The organism is Polaromonas sp., assembly GCF_043778355.1.
In the GTDB taxonomy this organism is placed as follows: domain Bacteria; phylum Pseudomonadota; class Gammaproteobacteria; order Burkholderiales; family Burkholderiaceae_C; genus Polaromonas.
Genome location: NZ_JAYWHI010000119.1, coordinates 24,445 through 39,933, shown reverse-complemented (window position 1 = coordinate 39,933; position 15,489 = coordinate 24,445). Strand labels below are relative to the sequence as shown.

At 63.2% G+C, this 15,489-nt stretch carries 15 protein-coding genes; 6 read left to right on the top strand and 9 right to left on the bottom strand.

What is annotated here, in order from left to right; genetic code table 11:
- Together ACH2CW_RS17680 and ACH2CW_RS17675 are read right to left on the bottom strand one after the other, a co-directional pair.
- The coding region (locus ACH2CW_RS17680; protein ID WP_395060557.1) for a protein kinase at nucleotides 1-1,689 on the bottom strand (1,689 nt) is incomplete at its 3' end.
- A gap of 13 nt (nucleotides 1,690-1,702) precedes the next feature.
- Entirely contained in the window at nucleotides 1,703-2,584 is an 882-nt protein-coding gene (locus ACH2CW_RS17675) for a DUF3365 domain-containing protein (protein ID WP_395060555.1), read from the bottom strand.
- 119 nt (nucleotides 2,585-2,703) lie between these two features.
- Between ACH2CW_RS17675 and rlmB the strand changes: the two genes are divergently transcribed.
- Entirely contained in the window at nucleotides 2,704-3,453 is a 750-nt protein-coding gene (gene rlmB, locus ACH2CW_RS17670; RefSeq protein WP_395060553.1) for a 23S rRNA (guanosine(2251)-2'-O)-methyltransferase RlmB, read from the top strand.
- Between the two features lie 42 nt (nucleotides 3,454-3,495).
- Here the strand turns inward: rlmB and ACH2CW_RS17665 are convergent, their stop codons facing one another.
- The gene (locus ACH2CW_RS17665; protein ID WP_395060551.1) at nucleotides 3,496-4,428 is read right to left on the bottom strand and encodes a sodium-dependent bicarbonate transport family permease; all 933 of its coding nucleotides are present in this window, start codon (nucleotides 4,426-4,428) and stop codon (nucleotides 3,496-3,498) included.
- Nucleotides 4,428-5,438 carry a TerC family protein gene (locus ACH2CW_RS17660; protein ID WP_395060549.1) on the bottom strand — a complete coding sequence of 337 codons (1,011 nt, stop codon included), beginning with the start codon at nucleotides 5,436-5,438 and terminating at the stop codon, nucleotides 4,428-4,430. Before ACH2CW_RS17660 ends, ACH2CW_RS17665 begins: the two co-directional genes overlap by 1 nt.
- 211 nt (nucleotides 5,439-5,649) lie before the next feature.
- Between ACH2CW_RS17660 and nhaR the strand changes: the two genes are divergently transcribed.
- Complete coding sequence (gene nhaR, locus ACH2CW_RS17655; protein WP_395060547.1) at nucleotides 5,650-6,564, top strand: transcriptional activator NhaR; 915 nt, start codon at nucleotides 5,650-5,652, stop codon at nucleotides 6,562-6,564.
- Between the two features lie 131 nt (nucleotides 6,565-6,695).
- On the opposite strand, the gene ACH2CW_RS17650 is transcribed toward nhaR, so the two are convergent.
- From ACH2CW_RS17650 to ACH2CW_RS17630, 5 genes are all read right to left on the bottom strand, one after another.
- On the bottom strand, nucleotides 6,696-8,816 hold the full coding sequence (locus ACH2CW_RS17650) for a hypothetical protein (RefSeq protein ID WP_395060545.1): 2,121 nt from the start codon (nucleotides 8,814-8,816) through the stop codon (nucleotides 6,696-6,698).
- Between the two features lie 153 nt (nucleotides 8,817-8,969).
- The gene (locus ACH2CW_RS17645; protein WP_395060543.1) at nucleotides 8,970-9,542 is read right to left on the bottom strand and encodes a chromate transporter; all 573 of its coding nucleotides are present in this window, start codon (nucleotides 9,540-9,542) and stop codon (nucleotides 8,970-8,972) included.
- Nucleotides 9,539-10,123: a chromate transporter gene (locus ACH2CW_RS17640; RefSeq protein WP_395060541.1), complete on the bottom strand. Its 585-nt coding sequence runs from the start codon at nucleotides 10,121-10,123 to the stop codon at nucleotides 9,539-9,541. The genes ACH2CW_RS17645 and ACH2CW_RS17640 overlap by 4 nt, the downstream gene beginning before the upstream one ends.
- A gap of 172 nt (nucleotides 10,124-10,295) precedes the next feature.
- On the bottom strand, nucleotides 10,296-11,240 hold the full coding sequence (locus ACH2CW_RS17635) for a GNAT family N-acetyltransferase (RefSeq protein WP_395060539.1): 945 nt from the start codon (nucleotides 11,238-11,240) through the stop codon (nucleotides 10,296-10,298).
- 48 nt (nucleotides 11,241-11,288) lie between these two features.
- The gene (locus ACH2CW_RS17630) at nucleotides 11,289-11,762 is read right to left on the bottom strand and encodes a MarR family winged helix-turn-helix transcriptional regulator (RefSeq protein WP_395060537.1); all 474 of its coding nucleotides are present in this window, start codon (nucleotides 11,760-11,762) and stop codon (nucleotides 11,289-11,291) included.
- A 64-nt stretch (nucleotides 11,763-11,826) separates the two neighbouring features.
- On the opposite strand from ACH2CW_RS17630, the gene ACH2CW_RS17625 reads away from it, so the two are divergent.
- Genes ACH2CW_RS17625 through ACH2CW_RS17610 form a run of 4 tightly spaced genes read left to right on the top strand, consistent with a single transcriptional unit; the run spans nucleotide 11,827 to nucleotide 15,489 of the window.
- Entirely contained in the window at nucleotides 11,827-12,345 is a 519-nt protein-coding gene (locus ACH2CW_RS17625; protein WP_395060535.1) for a flavin reductase family protein, read from the top strand.
- A gap of 10 nt (nucleotides 12,346-12,355) precedes the next feature.
- A complete protein-coding gene (locus tag ACH2CW_RS17620) occupies nucleotides 12,356-13,402 on the top strand; it encodes a peptidase M29 (RefSeq protein WP_395060533.1) in 1,047 nt (348 codons plus the stop codon).
- Between the two features lie 2 nt (nucleotides 13,403-13,404).
- Complete coding sequence (locus ACH2CW_RS17615) at nucleotides 13,405-14,187, top strand: alpha/beta fold hydrolase (protein WP_395060531.1); 783 nt, start codon at nucleotides 13,405-13,407, stop codon at nucleotides 14,185-14,187.
- A 15-nt stretch (nucleotides 14,188-14,202) separates the two neighbouring features.
- Nucleotides 14,203-15,489, top strand: a complete 1,287-nt coding sequence (locus tag ACH2CW_RS17610; RefSeq protein ID WP_395060529.1) for an acyl-CoA dehydrogenase family protein — start codon at nucleotides 14,203-14,205, stop codon at nucleotides 15,487-15,489.

Below are 15,489 nucleotides of genomic sequence, written 5' to 3'. Positions count from 1 at the left end.
CAGCACCTTGGCCAGCGGACCGATGCTGCGTGCCAGCTCGGACTCGATCTCTGTCAGCACCTCGGGTGTCAGCGAAGACAGCGCGGCAAACGACGCGGTGTTTTCAAACTCGCTGCTGCTCAGCGCGCTGGTCGCCGGCCGCGACTGCGGGTCCAGCACAGCATAGATGTCGTGCGAGCGCAGGTGCTTGTCCAGATGCGGGCCCAGCGGGCTGAAGACGCCAGCCGCGTTGTCGGTGATGCGTGAGATCACCTCGTAAAAGGCGCGCGACACCACGATCTGGTGGGGCTGGGCAAAGTCCACGATGCGCTGCGCCACATTGATGCCGTCGCCCACCACATTGGCGCGCTGGTTGACATCGAACACGATGCGGATCGGCCCCAGGTGCACACCGATGCGGACGGAGAGCATTTTTCCGTATTTCTGCAGCAGCAAGCCACGCAGCAACAGGGCCGACTGCAGCGCTTCTTCGGGGTCGCCGAGAAAACAGGTGGCCACGCCGTCGCCGGTGTCCATCAGGATGCGGGACGCCTGCGGCACGCCCTTGAGGGCTTTGGTGAGGAGGTCGTTGACACGCTCTTTCAACGCCACTTGTTGTTCAACAGCGTGCCGCGAATACGCCACCAGGTCCAGAAACATCACGGTGCCCAGTATGTTTTTGCGCAGCGTGTCGGCCCGGTTGACGGGTACCGACGGACCGTTGCCTGGCAAGGCCGACACGTTGCTGTTGGGGCCGGGCCCGGTGTCGACCGGCGCGCGGCTGACCGGCGCGAGCAGGTCGGTGGCCGCGTGTTCGGCTGCCACCAGTGCGACGCGCAGCTCGGCCACGTTTTGGGGCCGGTGATTTTCATCGGGGTGCAAAGCCCAGTCGATGGCGCGAAGCACGCCCGCACTGAACACCGCGGCGTCCCCGATGGCCAACGCGGCTGGCAGGCTGTCGCCTTTCACACGCGCAGCGGAATCCAGCGGCTTTTGCCCGGTGGTCATCCAGTACATCACCGCGCCCAGTGAGTAGATGTCGCTCCAGGGGCCCTGGTTGCCCTTGCTGTGGTACTGCTCGAAGGGTGCAAAACCGGGACTCACGATGCTCGTCAGGTCGCGGCCACTGGTGGTGCGGCGCGCCGCGCCGAAGTCGAGCAGCACCGGCGAGCCGTCGCCGCGGATGTAGATGTTGTCGGGCTTGATGTCGCGGTGCAGAAAGTCCAGTTTGTGCACGGCTTCGAGGCCGTCCAGCAGCGGGTACATCACCTTGAGCAAGGTCGCCAGGTCCAGCACGGGCTGGCGCGCCAGCCAGCGTTTGAGCGGGTCGCCCGATTCGTACTCCATGACGATGTAGGCGGTGCCGTTCTCCTGAAAATAACGCAGCACGCGTGCGATGTTGGTGTGGCGAAAAGAGGCCAGTGCGCGCGCTTCGTCAAGAAACCGCTCCAGGCCCCGCTGGAACTGCTGGACGCCCTCGGGCGCGCGAACGCGCACCGTCTGGTCAGCCGCGCGCACGGTCAGGTCACCGGGAAAATACTCCTTGATCGCGACCGGCAGTTCGAGGTTGATGTCGCGCGCCAGGTAGGTGATACCGAAGCCGCCGCCGCCCAGGGTTTTTTCGATGCGGTACTCAAAAACCTTGTGCCCGACGGGCAGGGCGGCCTCGTCCACACCAGGTGCGGGAAGGGGGACAGGCCCGGTCGTCATGGGGCGGCCACGATCAGTTGCCGTCCCGCTCAATCATCTGCATGGCTTTTTCAAGGCTGCGGCGCATGCGGTTGAAGGAATTGCCGAGCACCGAGACCTCATCGCGGCCGGCATCGGGAAATTCCGGCACATTGAAGTCGCCTGTGCTGACCTTGTCGGCCGCCTGCGACATGCGCCGGATCGGGCGCACGATCAGCCAGCTCAGCATCAGGTTGAGCGCGATGAAAACCGCACCGAACACGCCGGCCAGCGATGCCATGAAGGTCTTGAAAGCCCGGTCCGCGTTCTGGATCGGGATCTCCATCGGCACCGTTACCACCTGAGCGCCGACGATTTCGTTGTGTTTCCAGCCGAAGCCGTTGGCGTCGCCGTAGATCTTGATCATGCTGGCCGGCGCTGCGGTGGGCACGCTGTGGCATTGCAGGCAGGCGGCATTGGTGATCTGGATCGGTTTGGCGATGTAGAGGATGCGGCCCGTGCCACCATTGCGCTCGGACACGAGTTCTGTGGATTCGCTGTTGTGCCGGAACTGCTGCACGATGTCGGCTTCCCAGTCGGTGGCGCGGTCGCGCGGGTTGGTGGGGTTGAGCGTGGCTTCCTTGTAGCCGTAGTCGCGGTATTTTTGCTGGATGTGGTTCAGCGTCTCGGTGGCGGCGTAGGCCGGCACGGTTTGCGGCAGAAATACTTCTCCGAGCTGCTTGTCGAGATGCGGCTTGACCTGGTCCACGGTGTAGCTGCGCACCGCCAGCGCTGTGTCCATCATCAGGCGGGCATTGCGCAAGACCTCTTCGCGGGCATTGTCCTGGAGCAATTGCCTTGAAACAAGGCCCACTGCTGCAAAGCCGGCCAGGAAGACGACGATCAGCACCAGATTGAATTTAAGCCGCAGTCCCATGGTGTTCCCAGTAAAACGTCTTGTTACTATTTTAGTCGCGCCCCCTGTGCCGCCTGTCATCTGGGCGCCTCCTGTTGTCAGGTCAAAAGGCGGTGGCGACGAGCAGTGATAATCCCCGGATGTCTTCTTCTCCCAAAGTCCTGTTTGGCTTTCATGCCGTCGGTGTGCGTATCAAAACCGCGCCTCAATCTGTGTTTGAGGTGTTTTTCGACGCCTCGCGCCGCGATGCACGCATGCGCCAGTTTGTCGACCGGACCAGAGAGGCGGGCGTCCGCCTGATCGAATCCGACGGTCTGCGGCTGGCCAAGATGTGCGGCAGCCATGGCCACCAGGGCGTGGTCGCCCGGGTCGATCCGCTGGCGCAGGTCAAGTCACTGGACGAATTGCTGGAGCAACTCGAAGCCGCGTCGGACGAGCCGCCGCTGCTGCTGGTGCTGGATGGTGTGACCGATCCGCACAACCTGGGCGCCTGCCTGCGCGTGGCCGATGGCGCCGGTGCCCATGCGGTGATTGCGCCCAAGGACCATGCGGCCGGCATCAATGCGACGGTCGCCAAGGTGGCCAGCGGCGCCGCCGAAACCATGCCCTATTTCATGGTGACCAACCTGGCGCGCACTCTGGGTGAGCTCAAGGAGCGCAACATCTGGTGCATAGGCACCAGCGATGACGCGCCCAAAACGATTTACGATGTCAAGCTGACCGGCCCGGTGGCGCTGGTGCTGGGCGCGGAAGGCGAGGGCATGCGCCAGCTCACGCGCAAGACCTGCGACGAGCTGGTCAGCATCCCGATGCGCGGCGCGGTCGAGAGCCTGAACGTCTCGGTGGCCAGCGGCGTGTGCCTTTACGAGGCCTTGCGGCAGCGAAGCTGAGTGACAGTCATCGACGCATCGGGGCAATGACCGGAACCGTGGTTACCGGATGAATTGCGCCAGCGCGAGATACAGCGGAATGCCCAGCACCAGATTAAAGGGGAAGGTGATCGCCAGCGATGCAGTGATGGCGAGCGCGGCGTTTGCTTCCGGGACGGCGATGCGCATGGCCGTGGGTGCGGCGATGTAACTGGCACTGGCCGCCAGCGTGGCCATCAGTGCGGTGCCGCCCACACTCAGTCCGAGCAGTTTGCCTGTGAGCGCGCCCGCAACAGCCAGCAACAGCGGTGCGCCGATTGCAAAGCCGACCAGCCGCAGGCCAAACTGTCGGACCTCGCCCCACCGGCCGCCCACCACCAGACCGAGCTCAAGCAGAAACAGGGCCAGCACCCCTTTGAACGGGTCCACAAAAACCGGACTGAGTGGCGCCATGCCGGCATCGCCTGCCGCAGCGCCGATCAGCAGCCCCCCGACCAGCAACAGCACCGATTTGCCGAGGAAGACATCGTGGCCCAGCTTTTTCCAGTCGGTCTGTGCCCGGCCTGAGCGCAAGCGGGACAGGAATATCGCGGCCACCAGCCCCGGTGCTTCCATCAGCGCGACCCATAAGGCCGCGTGACCCTCGTAGGGAATGCCCAGCCGGAGCAAGTAGGCGCAGGCCACGGCAAACGTCACGACGCTGACCGACCCATAGTGTCCGGCCAGCGAGGCACTGTCGGCCGCAGAAAACCCGATTCGCCGCAACACGGGCAGCAACATCAACGGTATGGACAAACCCAGCCCGACACACGCGGCGACCTGCGGGAGCAGTTCGGCCACGGGCTGTCGGCTTACCTCCAGGCCGCCCTTGAGTCCGATGGCCAGCAGCAGGTAGAACGACAACATGTCGTACAGCCCGTCAGGCAGGCGCAGATCGCTGCGCACCAGACGGGCAATCAGCCCGAGCACAAAAAACAGGACGATGGCGTCCGGCATCAGTTCGACGCGCCTGAAACCGGGGCGTCTGGCGCTGGGACCGCCGGCTGCTGTCCGCGTGTCTTCCACAGCGATACCACAATGCCGCCCAGGATCAGGCTCAGCGTGACCCCCAGGCTCATCAGGGGCGGGATTTTTCCGGTGAGGTTGACCAGGAAAATCTTGCCTCCGATAAAGATCAGCACCAGCGCCAGCGCGTACTTCAGGTAGGCAAAGCGGTGAATCATCGCGGCCAGTGCAAAGTACAGCGCTCGCAGCCCGAGGATGGCAAAGATGTTGCTGGTGTAGACAATGAAGGGGTCGGTGGTGATGGCAAATATCGCCGGGACCGAATCCACCGCAAACACCAGATCAACCAGTTCGACCATGCACAGCGCCAGCAGCAGCGGTGTGGCCCAGAGCACCGGCTTGCCGGTGACCGGGTGCGGCTCACGCGACACAAAGGCATTGCCACGCAGGCCGGATGTGACGCGCAGCATCTTCCTCAGCAGGCGCAGCACGACGTTGTTTTCCAGATCCGGCTGGTGATCCGCCAGCCACAACATCTTGATGCCGGTCAGCACCAGAAATGCGCCGAACACATAAAGCATCCATGAGAACTCTGTCACCAGCGCAGCGCCCAGTCCGATCATGAGGGCCCGCAGCACAATCACCCCGAGAATTCCCCAGAACAGCACCCGGTGCTGGTACTGGCGTGGAATGGCAAAGAACGAAAAAATCATGGCGATCACGAACACGTTGTCCATCGAAAGTGATTTTTCGATCATGAACCCGGTGAAATACTCGATGCCGCTTTGGGCGCCAAGTTGCCACCACAGCCAGCCACCAAACAGCACGGCGGCGCTGATATAGCCGGCAGAAAGCATCAAGCTTTCGCTGACGCCGATTTCGCGGTCCTTGTTGTGAAGAACGCCGAGATCAAAGGCCAGCAGCGCGATCACGATGCTGACAAAAACCAGCCAGAGCCACGTGGCCTGGCCTAAAAAAGGCGCGAAGAGAAACTCGGGCATAAGTTACTTTAAAAAGAGGTCGGCGACAGATGTCGAGCGGCCGGTGATGCCCTGCCATTCACAAGCCTCGGGCGGACCCCGCCCGCCATGTTGGCCTGGGGAGCCCAGTTGTACTCAACAGAAACCAATGTAGGGCATCTTTAATTCGAAATAAATCCAGTTTTAAGGCAAAATTATTCGAATAAACCGATGTATTAATCACAAGGAAGCGATGAATTACAAACACCTTTTCTATGTCTGGACCGTCTTGCGCACGGGCAGCATCGCGCGTGCGAGTGAACAGCTCCACCTGACCCCGCAGACGCTGAGCGGGCAGATCAAGCAGCTTGAAGATCGTCTGGGAAAGCCGTTGTTTCGCAAGTCCGGGCGCGGCCTGGAGGCCACCGACGCCGGACGGGTGGTGCAGCGTTATGCCGACGAAATTTTCACCCTGGGCAATGCCCTGAAGGAGGCCCTGAGCAGCGGACATGACGAGCGCTGGCAGCCGGCTTTTCGGGTGGGCGTGGCCGATTCGGTTCCAAAATCCGTGGCCTGCCACGTGCTGGAACCGGCTTTGCCCGTGTTGACCCATGCCAAACTGTTGTGCCACGAGGGCAAGTTGCCTGCCTTGCTGGCTGAGCTGGCCATTCACCGGCTGGACCTGGTGATTTCCGATGTGCCTTTGCCCACCAGTCTGAGCATCAAGGCTTACACCCATCTGCTGGGGTCCAGCGGAATGACTTTTTTCGCCGCACCTGCCTTGCTCAAGCGCGCAGGTTTTTCCCTGCGGCGTGCGCGTGCCAGGTTCCCCGCCTGTCTGGCGCAACTCCCCTTTCTGATGCCGGGGACAGACACGGCGGTGCGACCACGTCTGGAAGGCTGGTTGCAGCAGAACGCATTGTCGGTTGCGGTGGTGGCCGAGTTTGACGATGGCGCCCTGACCAAGGCGTTTGGTCGCCGCGGGGTTGGCGTGTTTATGGGGCCGACGGTGCTGGCTGCTGAAATCGCGGCGCAGTATGACGTGCAGATTCTCGGCGCGGCAGCGGACCTGGTTGAAGAGTTCTACGCGATTTCCATTGAACGGCGGATCACCCATGCCGCGGTGGCCGCCATCACATCAGCGGCTCGTCGTGAGTTGTTTGCCTGATTGCTCTGGACGCGTCTGAGCAGTGTGGACGCGGCGAATGTCCCGCTTGGCCGCAAGCGCGCGTTTGAGCGTCTTGGCACCAAGGGGCGCAACGCGCGGTTTGCCCGGGTTCAGCCGGCGCCCCACCTGCACTAGAGCAGGTAGCCGCCCACCCGCTGCAGCAGCGATTCGGCTTCGGCGTAGCGGCCCAGGCCCTGCAGCACCTTGGCCATGGCCAGATCGCTGCGCACGATCAGGTCGGTGTTGATCGCGGTGCTGTCAGCAGGGCTCAAGGCGGCAGTGGACTGCGCCATGCGGCGTGACTGATCTGCTTTGGAAGGCAAGCCCCCGGCGGCGTACAGCAGAGCCAGCTGGGTCAACGCGCGCGCCTTGTCGGCGCCAGATTGGGGTTCGAGCTGCGCTTGCAGGCTGTTGGCCAAAGCCTGCAGCCGCTCATCCGCAGCGTTGTCCGAAAGCTGGGCAACGCTGCGCAACCAGGCGGCGCGCTGGAGCAGATTGCCGTTTTTCCCGACCTCCGCCAGCGCCGCATCCAGGCTTTGCCTGGCTTTGTCGCTTTGCCCCATCTGCTGCTTGATCTGGTGGTCGATGGCATGCAGGCGCAGCTGCGACCACGCATCAGGCGCCTGTTTGATCAAGCCCTCGATTTGAGCTGCACTGGCCTGGGCTTTTGACCACATGCCGGCCTTGATACGCGCACTTGCTTCGTTGGCAAAAACTTCAGCCATGGAAACCGCCAGATCGCCGAGGGCGGCGTTGGGCTGGCCCGGGCCTGTCACGGACTTCAATGAATCAGCTGCCAGCGAAAGAAAGTCTCTGGGTATGGCGGGCGCTATCTGCCCGCCCTGGCTCAAAATGGCAGCAACGCTGCCCAGCAGTTGCGTACGTTCGGCGGCGTTGTCCAGCGCCATGATTCTGGTTTTCAGCTCATCACTGACCCCACGTGCTGGGCCAATTTCGCGCCGCTGTATCGCCCATGCACGGGCTTTGATGTCTGCGTTTCGGAGGGCTGCGGCACCTTCTGGCTCCGACGCCGCATTGCTGGCCGCCAGCGCCGCCTTCAGAACCTCCCGGGCGCGCGCCGACTGGCCGATTTCGGCCAGCACCTTGGCAAACTCGGCCGTCAAGACCTGTTTGGTCTGTTTGGGCACCGCAGTGGAGGTTGCACCGGTGGCAGTTGGCGCATCAGAAATGAGTTTGTCCGCAGAAGCGGTTGAGCCTGCGGCGCCGTCAACGGCGCTGTCAATCGCGTTGTTGGCCGCCTGACTGGCAGTGCTGTCCGCCTTGCCGTCCACAGCGCCGCCAGCCATGGCCCGGTCGGCCGTGGTGTTGCCCACTGATTTGGCCAGCGTCTTTGAGGCGGCCAGGGCTTGTTCAAGCGTCAGCTGCTTGCCCCCCGTCTGTTTGCCGGCTGCGGCCTGGATCAGTGGATCGTCAAGGTCCGGATCCCCGGTTCCGCCAGCAGCGGCACCGGCCGAGGTCCCTGTTGCGCTGTCCGAATCAGCGCCTGTCGCCTGCGCGGTCTTCTCAAGGCTGTCGGCGCTCAAGACCTTGGCTTGGCCCGTGTCCTTGCCGCTTGCCGATTTGCCCCAGGGAAGACCATCGGGCGACAAACCTTTACCACCGACAAAAGCAACCGCCAGCAAGGCCAGCACACCGACCGCTTTCACCGGCCCCGACAGACCTCCTTTTTTCTTGATGCCGTATTCTTTTTCCAGCTCTTCACGAACCTGGGCGCGCAATGCTGCTTCCATCATCTCGCGCGAGCGCTTGTCGCTGTCTTTGGCCGACTTGGCTTGCAGGTATTCGATCTTTCCGCGCTCTTGCTCCATCATCTTGCGCCGGAGGAGAAACTCGTCGGTGACCTTGTCCACGAAAATTCCGCAAGCGGGGCACTGGCGATTTTCCGGAAGCACCACCCGCTTCTGGCAGGCGGGGCAGGAAAAGGTGCCGTCGTAGCTGCCCGCCATCGCGGTCTGGATGGTCAGCAGCGGCGTGATGGTCACCAGCAGGCCGGCCTTGCTGAACTGCACCTGCGCCACATCCGCTTTTTCACGGGTCACAGCCGCGCCGATTTTGGCCTGCGGTGAGCTGCGCAAAACCTGAATGAGGCGATCAACCTTGTCTTCAGCAATACCCGCCACGTCACGCGCCAGACGTTCAATTTCCTCCAGGCTCGCTCCCGGAGGCACATTGATGACCACATCAAAAAGCGGTGTGTCCGATTCAATCGCGCCAGCTGTGGGTTCAGACATTCAAGCTCCCTGTTATTTAAGCCCAGGTTATTGTATCTATATGTATCTGATTTTCCGTGACAGGAACGGTAAGTGCGCTAACCATTCCCTGCAGAGCGAGGAAGCCGTTTTGTCTGCACACGAGGACGCATCCCTCACGTGTCCAGCGCGTCCTCAAACCCAGCCGAACCAGCCCAGCAAGGCGCCCGCACCGAGCAGCCACAACATATGCAGTCGGGTCCGCCAGACCATGACTGCGGCTGAGCCGGCGAGCAGGCCCACCGGCCAGTCTTTCAGGCTGGTGATGCTGGCGCTGGCCAGCACCCAGCCGGTGGCGATCAGCAGGGCGATCACGACGGGGGCCATGCCCTGTTTGAAAGCGCGCACCCAGCGCAGATTGCGGTTGCGGTGGCCCCAGCTGGCCGCCAGGTAGGTCAGGGTGGTGCTGGGCAGCATGATGCCCAGCATGGTGACCAACACGCCGAACAGGCCCATCAGGGGGCCACCGGCGTTCAGACCCACATGCCAGCCCATCAACGCGACAAACAGCACGTTGGGACCGGGAGCCGCCTGCGCGATCGCCACCGATGCGTTGAACTGCGGGTCGGTCAGCCAGTGCTGGCGGTCCACCAGGTAGCGGTGCATGTCGGGCGCGGTGGTGATGGCGCCGCCCACCGACAGCAGCGACAGGATCATGAAATGGCCGCACAGCGCCAGCCAGTCGCTCCATTGCAGGTCGAGACTCATCGGTCCAGCTTCCGCCAGGTCAGGGTGCAGGCGGTCACCCCCATCCCGAGCAGCACATACACCAGCGGCAGCCGCAGCAGCGCGATGCCACTGAAACACATCACCGCCAGCGCGATACACATCGGCAGGCCCAAGGGATGGTGCTTCAGTGCGCTCATCAGTTTCAGGCCGGTGGCGGCAATCAGCCCGGCGGCGACCGCGCCCATGCCGCGCAGCGCGCCCGCCACGCCAGGATGGTGGGCGAACTGCGCATACACCAGCGCCAGCATCAGCACCACCATCAGCGGCACGGTCAACATGCCGGCCAGCGCCGCCATGGCGCCGCGCAGGCCGAAATAACGGTGACCAATCATCAGTGACAGGTTCACCACATTGGGGCCAGGCATGATCTGGGCGACTGCCCATTCTTCGACAAATTCCTCGCGGGTCATCCAGCGTTTTTTCTCGACCAGTTCGCGCTGAACCACAGCCAGCACGCCGCCGAAACCCTGCAGTGCCAGCAGGGTGAAGGAAACAAACAGATCGGTGAGGGACTGCGGTTGCGGATGCGCATCTTTGTCGTCGGCAGGCTGGGCGGTCATGGACTGATTATCGCTGCTACGAATTTGATAGCTGCTGGCGCATGACGGACATGGGCTGAGGTCCGATTTGGCTTGAAGATGATGGGCAAAAGGAAAAAAGGGCAAACCGGCGTGAAGGGGCCACGCTGCAGCGGTCAGCGGCGGGGGATGGGGCCTTGTTGAAGGGGCGGTTTCACAGCCTCAGCGCCCAGGTTTCGCCGACCAGTTGCTGGCCGAAGCCGGTATAGGGTTCGCTTTTGACCAGCTTGAAGCCGCGTCTGGCATAGATGCCCCGTGCGCTGTCCAGGCAGCTGTTGGTCCAGAGCACCATTTTTTTGTAGCCCTTGCTGCGCGCAAAGGCGACGCACTCGTCGGTCAGCAGCGCCCCCAGACCGCGGCCGCGTGCCTGCGCCGTCAGGATCAACATGCGCAGCTGGGCCACCGTGGGGGATTTGCGCACCACGAACACCGAACCCACACGTTGACCGTGCAGCTCGGCGATCCAGCAGCGTTCCCACGCCGGCTGATGTTTGCGCAGGTAGCCGGCAACAATGTCTGCCACCAGCGCTTCAAATTCGCTGTTCCAGCCATACTCGCGCGCATAAATTTCACCGTGTTGCTGCACCACCCAGCCCATGTCGCCGGGCTGCGGGTCACGCAACACCACGCCGGATGCGCCTGATCCCGCAGTTGGCGGGTCGAGCAGGCGCCGCACCGTGGTCAGCGCGTCGGTCAGGGCCTGCTGCGCCGGTGCGGCCAGCGGTGCGAGCAGGGCTGAAGCCTCATCGCGTGAGCGCTGTTGCAGCGGCGCAAACACCTGGTAGCCGGCGTCGGTCAGGCGCAGCAGGCTTTGCCGGGCGTCAGCCGGTGAAACAGCACGTTCCATCCAGCCATGGGTCTCAAAACGGCGCAGGATGCGGCTCAGGTAACCAGCGTCGAGCGCCAGCTCACGCCCCAGTTCGGTCGCCGTCGGCTGGTCGCGGTGTGCGAGCTCGTACAACACCCGCACCTCGGTCAGCGAAAACTCGCTGCCCAGGTAAGGAGCCAACACCCCCATGCGCTGGGTGTAGAAGCGGTTGAAGCTGCGCACGGCCTTGACGTGGGCGGCGCAGACGGGAGGAAATTTTTCGGCCTTCATGGCGACGATGATCCCCAATTTAATTGACCAGGTCAATTAAATGACGTCTCAAACGTCGTTCGCATCGCCCCGGCTGATCAAGGTCCGCAGAATCTTTTTCAATGCCGTGATATCGCGCTCACTGAAACCTTCCAGCAGTGCGTCTTCGTGCACTTTGGCTTGCGCCAGCAGCGCAGCAACCGTGTCACGGCCCTGCTTGGTCTCGAACACCAGGGTGCGCCTGGCGTCGGCGGGATCGGCGCCGCGCTGTACCCAGCCGGCTTTTTCCATGCGCTGCACCAGCTTGGTCAGCGTCGGCTGCTGCGCCAGGATCTCACGCGCCAGTTCGCCGATGGTCAGGCCATCGCCGTCCGACAGCGTGGCCAGCAGGCGCCATTCGAGCGTACCCAGGCCGGCGGCCTGCACCTGGGCGTGAAACTCGCGGTACACCGTGTGACTCGCGCGCGCGAGCAGGTAGGACAGGTAGTCGTCGATGAACCTGGTGGGTGGGGCGGGGCAGTCCGGGGCGGGTTTGCGGCTCACGGCAGGGCTTTGATGAGGTTGGATGAGCTTGCCAATTACATGAATATTCATATATTATTGACCGATGATCTCCACCTTGCAAGCCACCCCGCAGATTGCCTCACCGGTGGACAGCCGGGCGTTGCGCACGGCGCTGGGCCAGTTTGCCACCGGCATCACGGTGGTTTCCACACGCGCGGCTGACGGCGATTTTGTGGGTCTCACGGTCAATTCCTTTTCCGCCCTGTCCCTGGAGCCTGCGCTGATCCTCTGGTCCTTGCGCGGCAGCTCGCCCAGCCTGCAGGTGTTTGAAAAGGCAGAAAGGTTTGTGGTCAATGTGCTGGCGGAAGCCCAGGTCGAAGTGTCGCGCAGGTTCGCCTTGCCCATTGCCGAAAAATTTGAGGGTGTGGCGCATGCCGAAAACGACTGGGGCCAGCCGCTGCTTCATGGCGCGGCCGCGTGGTTCGAATGCCGCACCGTCTCGCGCCAGGTGGCTGGCGACCACTGTCTTTTCATCGCCGAGGTCGAGCGTTTCACGCTTTCTGAAGCGGCGCCGCTGCTGTTTCATGCCGGCGGCTACTTCGCCCTCGGTTCCCGGCTTTAAGGAAGTATTCATGCTGCAGGAACGTATCGAAGCCCGCTGGATAGACTGTTTCACCGAGACCTTTGCGCTGTGCGGCGTGAAAGCCGGCGACACGGCCGCCATCCTGTCCGAGACGCAGTCGCGGCCGGTCAACGTACAACTCGCCGAACTCGCGCTGGCGCGCCTGGGGGCGCGGGCTTTTCATCTGGTACTTGCCACGCCGCGGCAGGTCGCGCCGGTGCCGGTGCGCTCCACCGGCGCCTCTGACGCCATAGCCCGGTTGGCGCCGGTGGTGCAGGCGCTGGCCTCTTGTACGTTTGTGGCTGACCTGACGGTGGAGGGGCTGCTGCATGCGGCCGAACTGCCGGCCATCCTGCAGGGCGGCGCGCGTGCGCTGATGGTGTCCAACGAACACCCCGAAATCCTTGAGCGCTGTGTGCCTGATCCGGCGCTGGCGCCCAAAGTCAAGGCCGGCATCAAGCTGCTGCGCAGCGCCAAGGCCATGCGCGTGACGTCGCAGGCGGGCACCGACCTGAGCATTTCGCTCGCCGGCGCACAAGCCGGCGGCGGCTGGGGCTACACCGACCGCCCCGGCACCATCTCACACTGGCCGGGTGGCCTGTGCCTGGCGTTTCCCGCCAAAGGCAGCGTCAACGGAACGCTGGTGCTGGCCGCTGGCGATGTCAACCTGACCTTCAAGCGTTATCTCGAGCAGCCCGTGGTGCTGACCATCAAGGACGATTTTGTGACCAGCATCGCGGGCCAGCATGTGGATGCTGACCTGATGCGCAGCTACTGGGCAGCCTGGGGTGACCGCGAAGCGTACGCTGTGTCGCACGTGGGCTGGGGCATGAACCCGAAGGCGCGCTGGGACGCCATGGCCATGTACGACAAGAAGGATTTCAATGGCACGGAATTGCGCGCCTTTGCCGGCAACTTCCTGTATTCGACTGGCGCCAACGAAGTGGCCGGGCGCCATACGCTGGGCCATTTTGATTTGCCGCTGCGCGGCTGCACCGTGGCGCTGGACGGCCGGGTGGTGGTGGACGCCGGGCAGTTGTGCGGCGAGCTGGGCTGAACATGACGGTGCCCGCTTATCTTGAGCGAGGGGAGGGCGATACCGCCGTGTTTTTGCTGCATGGCGTGGGCGGCGGTAAAGAGGCGTGGGTGCACAACCAGGGGGTGCTGGCTGCGGCCGGTTACCGCACGGTTGCCTGGGACATGCCTGGTTATGGCGACTCCGGCGCAATTTCGCCGTGTACCAACATGCTGCTGGCCGAAGCGTTGAAAACGCTGATGGCCCATGTCGGTGCCAAGCGCCATGTGCTGCTGGGCCACAGCATGGGCGGCATGATTGCACAAGAACTGGCGGCGTTGCATCCTTCCTTGGTCCATGGACTGATTCTTCACAGCACATCGCCAGCCTTTGGAAAAGGCGATGGGCCTTGGCAGCAGCAGTTCCTGCAAAGCCGTTTTGCGCCGCTGGACCAGGGCCTGGGCATGGATGGACTCGCTGGAAAAATCGTGCCCACCATGTTTGCACCCGGCGCAGATCCCGTCCGTCTGGCCGAAGCCGCAGCGCTCATGGCGCGTGTGCCCGCCGCCAGCTACCGCGCTGCGCTGGCAGCCATCGTGTCTTTCAATCGCCTTGTCGCGCTGGGCGACATCGCCGTGCCCACGTTGTGTCTGGCTGGCGAACTGGATATCAATGCGCCGCCCGCCGTTGTCGAAAAAATGGCCAGCCGCATTGCCGGCGCGCAGTACCTCTGTCTGCCCGGCGTCGGGCACATCGCCAACATCGAACAGCCCGCGCTGTTCAACAGCACGGTGCTGGCCTTCTTGAAGCACCATTTTCCGACCTGAACCCGAGGATCTGCCATGTCCGCCTTACCCATCGCTTCTCCCCCGGCTGGCCGCTACACGCCGCCTTCGATTGCCGGCGACTACAGCGCACTGACGCCCAAACAAAGTGAGCTGCTGGCGATTGCCTCGCGGTTGGGACGCGAAAAGTTTGCACCGCGCGCGCAGCAGATCGACCGCGATGCCGTGTTTCCCTTCGAGAACTATGCCGACCTGCGTGAGGCCGGCCTGCTGGGCATCTGCGTGCCTGAGGAGCACGGCGGCTGGGGCGCCGACTTTGCCACCTACGTGATGACCGCGGCGGAGATCGGCCGCCATTGCGGCGCGACCGCGCTGACACTCAACATGCATGTGAGCTCGACCATGTGGACCGGCTTCATCGCCGACGACCTGGACATGACGCCGGAACAGCGCGCCAACCATGAGGCGCATCGCAAGGTGCATTACAAGCGCGTGGTGGCTGAGGGCAAGGTTTATTCCCAGCCTTTTTCCGAAGGCGGCGCGGCGGCGGCGGGCAAGGCACCGTTTGGCACCCTGGCTAAAAAAGTGGACGGCGGCTATGTCGTCAACGGCAAGAAGATTTTCGCCTCGCTGGCCGGCGCCGCCGACTACTACGGCATTCTGTGCACGCTGGACAAACCGGGGGCCACGCAGCGTGATTCGCTGTATCTGGCCGTGGACAAGAACCTCGAAGGCGTCCGTGTCACCGGCGACTGGGACCCGCTGGGCATGCGCGGCACCGTATCGCGCACGCTGGTTTTCAAGGACGTGTTTGTGCCCGAGATCGAACGCCTGATTCCCGAGGGCCTGTATGCCCAGGCCGCGCTGCGCTGGCCGCACATGTTTGCCACCCTGTCGCCGACCTACATGGGCATCGCGCAGGCGGCTTATGACTTCACGGTGCAGTACCTGCGCGGCGAGATGCCCGGGACGCCGCCAGTCAAGCGGCGCATGTACCCGACCAAACAGATTGCGGTGGCTGAAATGAAGGTTCGGCTCGAACAGACCCGCGCCATATTTCTTCAGAATGCACGTGCCGCGCGCGTTGATCCTTCCAAGGAAATCCGCCTGGGGCTGTACGCGGCGCACTACACCATCATGGAAAACGCCAACGAAATCTGCCGCCTCGCGGTGCGCACCTGCGGCGGCCAGTCCATGCTCAAGAGCCTGCCGCTGGAACGTATGTACCGCGATTCACGCTGCGGCTCGCTGATGCTGCCCTGGACCGCCGAGCTCTGTATCGACCGGCTGGGCCGCGAATGCCTGTACGAGCCGGGCGAGCAGGACGAACAGGCCGTGCTTTAG

What these genes read in the sequence shown, in the direction of transcription:
- ACH2CW_RS17620 (WP_395060533.1), top strand. Translation starts at nt 12,356, where the DNA reads ATGCTGCAGGAACGTATCGAAGCCCGCTGGATAGACTGTTTCACCGAG.
- ACH2CW_RS17615 (WP_395060531.1), top strand. Translation starts at nt 13,405, where the DNA reads ATGACGGTGCCCGCTTATCTTGAGCGAGGGGAGGGCGATACCGCCGTG.
- nhaR (WP_395060547.1), top strand. Translation starts at nt 5,650, where the DNA reads ATGAATTACAAACACCTTTTCTATGTCTGGACCGTCTTGCGCACGGGC.
- ACH2CW_RS17625 (WP_395060535.1), top strand. Translation starts at nt 11,827, where the DNA reads ATGATCTCCACCTTGCAAGCCACCCCGCAGATTGCCTCACCGGTGGAC.
- ACH2CW_RS17675 (WP_395060555.1), bottom strand. Translation starts at nt 2,584, where the DNA reads ATGGGACTGCGGCTTAAATTCAATCTGGTGCTGATCGTCGTCTTCCTG.
- rlmB (WP_395060553.1), top strand. Translation starts at nt 2,704, where the DNA reads ATGTCTTCTTCTCCCAAAGTCCTGTTTGGCTTTCATGCCGTCGGTGTG.
- ACH2CW_RS17660 (WP_395060549.1), bottom strand. Translation starts at nt 5,438, where the DNA reads ATGCCCGAGTTTCTCTTCGCGCCTTTTTTAGGCCAGGCCACGTGGCTC.
- ACH2CW_RS17665 (WP_395060551.1), bottom strand. Translation starts at nt 4,428, where the DNA reads ATGCCGGACGCCATCGTCCTGTTTTTTGTGCTCGGGCTGATTGCCCGT.
- ACH2CW_RS17650 (WP_395060545.1), bottom strand. Translation starts at nt 8,816, where the DNA reads ATGTCTGAACCCACAGCTGGCGCGATTGAATCGGACACACCGCTTTTT.
- ACH2CW_RS17645 (WP_395060543.1), bottom strand. Translation starts at nt 9,542, where the DNA reads ATGAGTCTCGACCTGCAATGGAGCGACTGGCTGGCGCTGTGCGGCCAT.
- ACH2CW_RS17610 (WP_395060529.1), top strand. Translation starts at nt 14,203, where the DNA reads ATGTCCGCCTTACCCATCGCTTCTCCCCCGGCTGGCCGCTACACGCCG.
- ACH2CW_RS17640 (WP_395060541.1), bottom strand. Translation starts at nt 10,123, where the DNA reads ATGACCGCCCAGCCTGCCGACGACAAAGATGCGCATCCGCAACCGCAG.
- ACH2CW_RS17635 (WP_395060539.1), bottom strand. Translation starts at nt 11,240, where the DNA reads ATGAAGGCCGAAAAATTTCCTCCCGTCTGCGCCGCCCACGTCAAGGCC.